The following is a 7116-nucleotide window of genomic DNA, read 5'->3' as shown; positions in this document are numbered from 1 at the left end:
CTTTCCCTGCCGGGTTCGGCAGTTTGTATAAAGGGAAATCATTGCACACGATACGAACTCATTCGTTCTCGATCTTCACGATACCGGTCTTCGTTTGCATCAAGGTATAAACGGGGATATATCCCCGAACCCCTACGAAGGTCTATTTAAATTGTTCACTACGATTATTCGCCCATTCTTTTACTGCATCGAGATCAAAACGAGAAGTATTATAAGTTAATTTGATTTGTGGCAATCCTTCCTTCTTCCATCTCATCAACGTTCTTTCAGAGATTTTGAAGTAATTGCAAACCTCTTTATATGTCACAAGTTCCTTTGTCTGTTCCATGTTTATCCATCTCCTTTCATAAATCTATTATTACGCATCATGACATTTAACGTCAATGCATGACTTAATAGATTTAATTTCAACAAAAAGAGCACTGATCAGCATGAACGCTGTCGGTGCTCTTTTCCATTTCGTTTAAGCCTTGTAGCTTCGTTTGTAGCGCATTTTTATCATTCAGGTAAGCCTTACGTATCACTTAATTGATATGAAGGCTTAGAATCGAATCTATCAAGCCTCATACATAATCCATGTTATAGCATCTTCAATTCTTCTAAAGATAAGCGAAGCAGCTCATTAATTAAGTCGCTCTTCTTGCCGCTTTTGGCGCTATCTATAACGGCTAATACATCTTCATCGAAGTAAAACCCTCTGTATGTGCGATTCCTTTCAACTTCCTCGCCTGTTATTAGTCGTTTAACTTCTTCCATGCGCTTATTATCTTTGAATCCACATTGTTCAGAAGTGATCTCATTGTTCTTTGATTCTTTGGTTTGGGCTTTTGCTTTATTGATCGGTAATTTCTCCGATGCTTTCTCTTTCACTTTCTTTATACTTTCATCTTGCGAGTACAATCCTTTAACCTTCTTCATAGCGACTTCTTCGGAGTCGCCTTTATTGATACTTTTTATTATATGAAATACATCCATATTCAATATTTCTTCATCATCACAATAAAGCTTTTCATTACGACTTGCGATACCAACTAATTTAATTTTACGGCGTATCGTATCCCATTTTTCATTTGCTATAGCCGCTATTTGTTCCCTTGCTTTGACGCTATCTTCCGCCATATCGGTAATAAGGGTTCTAACCAACATGCTTGTTTCTCCACCTTTCGTCAATGCTATGTACTTACAAATTCCACAACTACATACGAATACCTTTTTACTTTCACAACCAATTTTACATTGAATTTATCTTACATTCCATTGTACTTTTATTTTAATAGCATCATACTGTTAATGTACTTGGAACATTCAATACATCATTAATAAAAAATCCCCTGAAGTATTAACCTTCAAGGGGAAATATCACCAATCGTTATCATGCTGTCATCTGCTTTGATTTCATTTTGTAAATCTCTTCAGCTTTCTTGTACAACTCCACCGCTTTTTTATTGGTTGCTAATTGATCTTCGACCGCTTGCATAGCTTGCAAGGCATACTCTTGTGCTTTCTGATCATCCTTCTTGGACAACTTAGCCAATTGTAATAATGTTCTTCCGTAATCTCTTATTTCACGCTTTGTCATAATAATCATCCTCCAAGGGTTTTAAAGTTTTTTTAAAGGTCATGAAGTGTTTTATAAGTTGAAGTTTAGGTATGCTTCATCTTGTTCATCTCGGCTTATTCCGATATAACGTAATGTGATACTTGGCGCTGAATGATTGAAGATTTCTTGAAGCTTTGCTACGTCCTTAGTTTTTTTGTACATATGGTACCCGAATGTTTTTCTTAAGGTGTGCGTTCCGATGTTTTCTTTGATTCCGACCATTTCAGCCGCTTGATTCAAAATTGTCCATGCGGTTGTTCTTTGCAATGGAGCACCTTTCTTTCGACTGATAAACAGCGGTTCGTCCATTTGATAATCCAATCGAGTGTCTAAATATTCACGAATCGCTTTACCCGTCGATTCATTAATAGGAAAATCTTTGGGCTTTCCTGTTTTTTTCTCTTTGATTATGATTCGTTCTTTCAACTTACGATTAACATCTACCACATCATCAATCCTTAGATTCAAAATATCGCTTATTCTCAATCCAGAATTAATGCCCAATACGAACAAGCAATAATCCCTCATGTTTGATCCTTTTAACACCTTCTTCATTGCTTCAATCTTCTTCTTATCTCGGATAGGTTCAACAAATTCCATCGCCTTATCGTCCTCCTTGAATCGAACTTAACTTATAAATCATTATATTATGTTTGATTCATTTTGTGTAGAGGTCATTTTAATTTATCGCTAATTCAAAAAAACGTTGATGTATCAAGGCTTTACGTCATATGTACGAATCGAACAAAATAGTTAATGTGTTCGATTCAACGATTTTTCATAACTAAAAAAAGAAGGCATGCTGTCCTTTTCCTTGGACAACATGCCTCGTAATTTCATATAAAACCCTATTGATGAATATTTTAGTTTTCAGATACTTGATTTTCTACTAATATTATATTGGGCGCATTAGTAGTTCGTTTACTTGCTGGAAAGTTGCGTACCACAAAGGACAGATGCAATATGGAGAAGAAGGACCAAAAGAAAAACAAGTTGGAGAAAGCAGCGGGGGTATCCACCATCACTGCTAACTCTGTAAAAACCGTGTACTACCTTGTGCGATCTTGGTTCATGTTCGGAGAGTAATTCACTCACCAACAGATAAAGATACGCTGTCACTCGTCGTTTAGTCACTAAAAGGGATGTCTTAACATCGTCTGATCAAAATCCGTCTATTGAGGAAGTAAATCTAACTTGGCCGTTTGACCTTCCTCGATGTGCTTTAATAAACGGGCTTTCCAGCAGATCAGGCATGTAAAGCGTCTCTTTTTCTATTTTAATAACCATTTTGGACTTTTAAACCTACAATCTTCAAGAAAAATAAAAAAGCAGCTCCTTGGCCTGAGCTACTTCCCACAAAGGTATGACACAAACGGAAAATAATAAAGACCGCTTGTAGAACAAAACTCGGGAAAGTAACCATATGCCAACCACCTTACAAATATAAATTGTGGATTTGATCCGATATTGGTTGAATAGTGGTGGCCTTAGGGTTTTCCCAAACACATTGTTGCATAAGTGTTGACAAAGCGTCAACACCCCGACAAACGAGATAATTAAGCTTAGAGCGTAAAAAACCCCACTTTTTAAGCAATATCTTCGTTTTTTATAAAAAAGAGCAGAACTTTTATAAAAATGAGAAGGAATTTTATAAAAGTTTCACTGCCATAATTGATCAATGCTCTTATTTGCTGAAAAGACGGTTAATTGGATTCCTTCTTTATTTGCATATGATTTTAGTTCATCAAGGCTTTGGCATTCCCTTGTTATCTTATCATCACGCTTCTTGTCATAAAGCAAATATTGAAGCTTGTCCGGGTATGCCATAACCACAATGGGTGCTTTATTTCCAAATGAATCCTTAACCATCTCTTTGAGTTTTTCAATTTGATATCTTGTTATAGGTGACATTAATCATTACCGCCTGCCTTTTCTATTAACTCCTTAATCTTATCAATGTCTTCTCGAATATCACCTAATTCCATTGACTTCATTATTACGTTGGACAAATACCCAATGGTATTTGCCCTTTTAATTGGATCCAAAGAAGTGTTCCGGCGCAACTCGTTTATTAATTGGGCTATCATCCTTCGTACGTCTTGCGGTTTGTTTAATCGTACATCTCTTACATTCATAAGCATTACCTCTCCTTCAAAACACAAAAAGCCCTTTATTTACAAGGGTTGTACTTGTTTTAGATGGACAAAAAGCCGTCTATAACTGATATTTATTTAGCCATTTTGCTTATATAATCGATCTTCAATCGGTCATATAACTTTGCCTGAATGGATCGAGTTTTGTATCAGCAGTACCTGCCATTGAATAACCGGTATATTTACCTTCCTTAATTCCTTCCCATATTTCATTTGTAGCTTCGGTTACTAATACCCATGAACCTTTTTTGATTACGTGTTCCCCGATTTCAAACGTGGATTGTGCGATATACGATTCTACGACAGTTCCCGCGCCTTCAACGAAGTTATGCTGTGTATCAACCTTCAATGACGTCATAAATGCATGAGCTGCCTTCTGAATGCTTTCAGCCGTCATGTAATCGCCTTGTGAATCAAGTACATCAGGTTCATATACAATCCCATACACCAATTGTTGCTCTTCTTGAACAATAGCCTTTCTTACATAAACATCAGATTGGAACAGACCAGAAAATATCGATTTGGTTAAGTCTTCATAATCTGATTTCTGAATAGTCCCTGTTGCTCTATAAGCATCATCAACATTATTAATTGATGGGTTTCCAATAGACAATTTCATTGCTGAATAAATATCTGAAAATGGGTTCTTCATTGTTTATTCCTCGATCACTTTTTTGATAGAAACATGATGTAATTTCGGTTCATCTCGTACTTCGAATTCTTCTTTTTTGTTCTTCAAGTATTCGTACATGCTTTTTGTTACTTCGGCTTCTTGATTGCATTTAAACGTCATACCCTTAACGGAATATTCATTACCTTTAATGAGTTTTGCAAAATAATACATGATTTAATTTCCCCCTGATTAGTTAATTTTTACTTTCGGATAATCTTCAAAGCTGATTTTCTTAAGGTTTACACCAGGTGAATTTCTTCTTACACGACTTGATTCGTTGTTGATTTCATCAAAATCGGCTTGCATTTCTTCTTTGATCTTTTCGGACTGATCGATCAATTCGAGGTATTTCTTATACTTCTTATCCGGGATTGCTTTCAGCTTTGGAAAGAATTCATCATTATACGCTTCTTCAAGTTCAGTCATTGTGTATGGGGCACGATACGGCTTTAATTGCATATTCTTTTTGTCATTTTCACGACGTTTAACAATGATTTCTTGCTTATCGATTTCATCTTGAAGCTTGTCCAATTCCTTTGCATCAGCAAATTCCCAGTTCCTGATTTGGTGATGGTCTATCATACGATCAAGCTTTTCTTTCTCGGCTTCATATGCTTTCATTCGTTCATTTACGATTGCATCAAATCTCTTCTTAGCTTCGATATTTTCATCAATCAATTTGAATTTTTCCATTTCCTAATCACGCATCCTTTTTATTTTTTGAATTAAGTTCCTTCTTAGCCAAGTAACGTTTTCGATTGTATTCTTTCATGTATTCTTTCCTTGCTTTACGTTCTTCTTCGGTCATATTTTCGCGCCGTTTTCGATGATATTCTCTCTCGTATTTCCTCCTTGCTTCACGTTGTTCTTCAGTTCGATTTTTGCGATATTCTTTTATTTTTTCTGGATTTGCTTTGCGCCATTCTTTCTTGTATTTCTTCCTTGCTTTGCGTCTTTCTTCGGTCATATTTTCGCGGTATGCTTTCATGTATTCTTTCTTCGCTTCACGTTGTTCTTCATTCATTATGAGATTAAACTCCCTTTCAAAATAAAAAGAGCCTTGTTCCTTCCATTGGGTAAGATGTTTGACGACAACAAACCATGCAATGAAGGACGAAAGCACTCCTTTCTGCTTTTTAGTTTTGTTTCTCATAATATAAGCCCCTAAACTAATACTAAAATTGACCCTAAACACAAAACTTTTTTCTATCCAATTTATGGGCTTCAAATTTCGATTATAAGACGTTTTTGATTGTTGATTACTTTAACTACGTACTAACTCGTGAAAATCAATCCTATGTATGATAGCGTTCGTCTGATTATGTATTGAACATGATTACATGCTGAAAACACGCATTAATTTTTGATGGTCAAAAAGTGCTTAAGTGCCCATTGATTGAGCGCACACTAAAAAGGCTTTTGGCAAGATTATTAAATAATCGCCAAAAGCCTTGATACATCAATGTATTTTAGGTGTAATATAATATGTGAAGTGATATTATCTTTATTTATGAGTGCATTTTGCTTATAATTGAATCATCTAAAGTTTGTTTTTATTTGATTGTCTATCAAGGTTGTATTCGCTATATACAACCTCGCAATCCAGGTGCTTACTCCGATAACTGTTGGAGTAAGCTATTTTTTTGCCCTTTTGTTGCAATCCGCTTAAAATCTTATCCGCTTCGGCTCCAATTACTTCTCTCGGCTTCGTTAATCCCTTCGAACATTGATACATCTTTTTCCCTATAAGGCGTGGATCTGCATCTTCCTTTGTCATGTACTTAATCACGTAAGCACCGATATTATCGACATGGTCAATTCGTTGTAAATCAATATTGCCTTCACCTACAACCGATCGCCACAGTGATCTTATCTTTTCGACCCTTACATAAGGTAAATTGCAAAGCATGTGATAATGAACAGCACCACGTTTTTGAAATTCAATAACCGCTAAATATTTCAATGATTCATCCTTGCATTCTTTCTTTAACTTCCGGATAAATGCTTTAAAGTGTTTATTGGATTCTTCAAGATCGGTTATATTTTCTTTGGTTGTTAACGTTAAAAACTTACTTTTATTCGTGAAGTTCATAAGAGCCAAGCGCCTTAAGTTATTTCGTGCTCTGATATTCGATTGGGCACGGCTGCTTAATTTCCTATCTTCCGGTGAAGAGAGGATTTCTCCCGTCTCCAAATCAATATCATAATCAGGCGATGTTGATATACCGCTTGTACTTCGTTCATATCCTCTCGCTATTGGTAATTCATATTGATAGACTTCAACGACATTTCCACTGACAAACACTTTGGTTTGATATAACTGTAAAGACAATCATTCACCTTCTTTCAAACCCCTTTCTTTTAGGATGATCTCCGTAAAATTCGTTTTTTGAAAAATCTTCGCAAAGCCTTGCGGCTGTAAGACGAATTACACTTTTCAAGGAGTTCATTTCGGTTCTTTAGTGTAACTACAATCAAGTCTATAAAGGAGGAGTTACGTTATCCCTCTCACAACAAACCAAAAACCAAACCAAAAACCATGGTTCATTATCATTTGGCCTTCCTTTCCCTGCCGGGTTCGGCAGTTTGTATAAAGGGAAATCATTGCACACGATACGAACTCATTCGTTCTCGATCTTCACGATACCGGTCTTCGTTTGCATCAAGGTATAAACGGGGATATATCCCCG

The 7116-nt window shown here is 36.1% G+C and carries 11 protein-coding genes; all 11 read right to left on the bottom strand.

The window, feature by feature from the left end; all coding sequences use genetic code 11:
* Window positions 1–142: 142 nt before the first annotated feature.
* The 11 genes from BK126_RS28580 to BK126_RS28530 all read right to left on the bottom strand — a co-directional run bounded on the left by BK126_RS28580 (window position 143) and on the right by BK126_RS28530 (window position 6758).
* Window positions 143–328, bottom strand: a complete 186-nt coding sequence (locus BK126_RS28580) for a helix-turn-helix transcriptional regulator (protein ID WP_076315800.1) — start codon at window positions 326–328, stop codon at window positions 143–145.
* Between the two features lie 251 nt (window positions 329–579).
* Window positions 580–1146 (bottom strand): hypothetical protein, encoded by a 567-nt coding sequence (locus BK126_RS28575; protein WP_076315799.1) that lies wholly within the window; start codon window positions 1144–1146, stop codon window positions 580–582.
* 226 nt (window positions 1147–1372) lie between these two features.
* Window positions 1373–1579: a hypothetical protein gene (locus tag BK126_RS28570; RefSeq protein WP_076315798.1), complete on the bottom strand. Its 207-nt coding sequence runs from the start codon at window positions 1577–1579 to the stop codon at window positions 1373–1375.
* 51 nt (window positions 1580–1630) lie between these two features.
* Entirely contained in the window at window positions 1631–2200 is a 570-nt protein-coding gene (locus BK126_RS28565; protein WP_076315797.1) for a site-specific integrase, read from the bottom strand.
* Window positions 2201–3259: 1059 nt separating this feature from the next.
* Window positions 3260–3511, bottom strand: a complete 252-nt coding sequence (locus BK126_RS28560) for a hypothetical protein (protein WP_076315796.1) — start codon at window positions 3509–3511, stop codon at window positions 3260–3262.
* Entirely contained in the window at window positions 3511–3735 is a 225-nt protein-coding gene (locus BK126_RS28555) for a hypothetical protein (RefSeq protein ID WP_076315795.1), read from the bottom strand. The genes BK126_RS28560 and BK126_RS28555 overlap by 1 nt, the downstream gene beginning before the upstream one ends.
* Before the next feature lie 124 nt (window positions 3736–3859).
* Window positions 3860–4405 (bottom strand): XkdF-like putative serine protease domain-containing protein, encoded by a 546-nt coding sequence (locus BK126_RS30370; protein ID WP_076315794.1) that lies wholly within the window; start codon window positions 4403–4405, stop codon window positions 3860–3862.
* A gap of 3 nt (window positions 4406–4408) precedes the next feature.
* Complete coding sequence (locus BK126_RS28545) at window positions 4409–4597, bottom strand: YqbF domain-containing protein (RefSeq protein ID WP_076315793.1); 189 nt, start codon at window positions 4595–4597, stop codon at window positions 4409–4411.
* Between the two features lie 18 nt (window positions 4598–4615).
* Window positions 4616–5119, bottom strand: a complete 504-nt coding sequence (locus BK126_RS28540) for a hypothetical protein (protein ID WP_076315792.1) — start codon at window positions 5117–5119, stop codon at window positions 4616–4618.
* Between the two features lie 7 nt (window positions 5120–5126).
* Window positions 5127–5579 (bottom strand): hypothetical protein, encoded by a 453-nt coding sequence (locus tag BK126_RS28535; RefSeq protein ID WP_076315791.1) that lies wholly within the window; start codon window positions 5577–5579, stop codon window positions 5127–5129.
* A gap of 387 nt (window positions 5580–5966) precedes the next feature.
* Window positions 5967–6758: a rolling circle replication-associated protein gene (locus BK126_RS28530; RefSeq protein WP_076315790.1), complete on the bottom strand. Its 792-nt coding sequence runs from the start codon at window positions 6756–6758 to the stop codon at window positions 5967–5969.
* Between the last annotated feature and the right edge of the window lie 358 nt (window positions 6759–7116).

It is taken from the genome of Paenibacillus sp. FSL H7-0326, assembly GCF_001955535.1.
In the GTDB taxonomy this organism is placed as follows: Bacteria; Bacillota; Bacilli; order Paenibacillales; family Paenibacillaceae; genus Paenibacillus; species Paenibacillus shunpengii.
Note: the sequence above shows the minus strand (reverse complement) of the source record. Positions and strands in the feature narration are given on the sequence as shown.

Bases quoted from the DNA above. Each gene is read 5' to 3' on its own strand.
- BK126_RS28540 (WP_076315792.1), bottom strand. From the start codon at position 5,119: ATGGAAAAATTCAAATTGATTGATGAAAATATCGAAGCTAAGAAGAGA.
- BK126_RS28580 (WP_076315800.1), bottom strand. From the start codon at position 328: ATGGAACAGACAAAGGAACTTGTGACATATAAAGAGGTTTGCAATTAC.
- BK126_RS28575 (WP_076315799.1), bottom strand. From the start codon at position 1,146: ATGTTGGTTAGAACCCTTATTACCGATATGGCGGAAGATAGCGTCAAA.
- BK126_RS28555 (WP_076315795.1), bottom strand. From the start codon at position 3,735: ATGAATGTAAGAGATGTACGATTAAACAAACCGCAAGACGTACGAAGG.
- BK126_RS28545 (WP_076315793.1), bottom strand. From the start codon at position 4,597: ATGTATTATTTTGCAAAACTCATTAAAGGTAATGAATATTCCGTTAAG.
- BK126_RS28570 (WP_076315798.1), bottom strand. From the start codon at position 1,579: ATGACAAAGCGTGAAATAAGAGATTACGGAAGAACATTATTACAATTG.
- BK126_RS28565 (WP_076315797.1), bottom strand. From the start codon at position 2,200: ATGGAATTTGTTGAACCTATCCGAGATAAGAAGAAGATTGAAGCAATG.
- BK126_RS30370 (WP_076315794.1), bottom strand. From the start codon at position 4,405: ATGAAGAACCCATTTTCAGATATTTATTCAGCAATGAAATTGTCTATT.
- BK126_RS28560 (WP_076315796.1), bottom strand. From the start codon at position 3,511: ATGTCACCTATAACAAGATATCAAATTGAAAAACTCAAAGAGATGGTT.
- BK126_RS28535 (WP_076315791.1), bottom strand. From the start codon at position 5,579: ATGAGAAACAAAACTAAAAAGCAGAAAGGAGTGCTTTCGTCCTTCATT.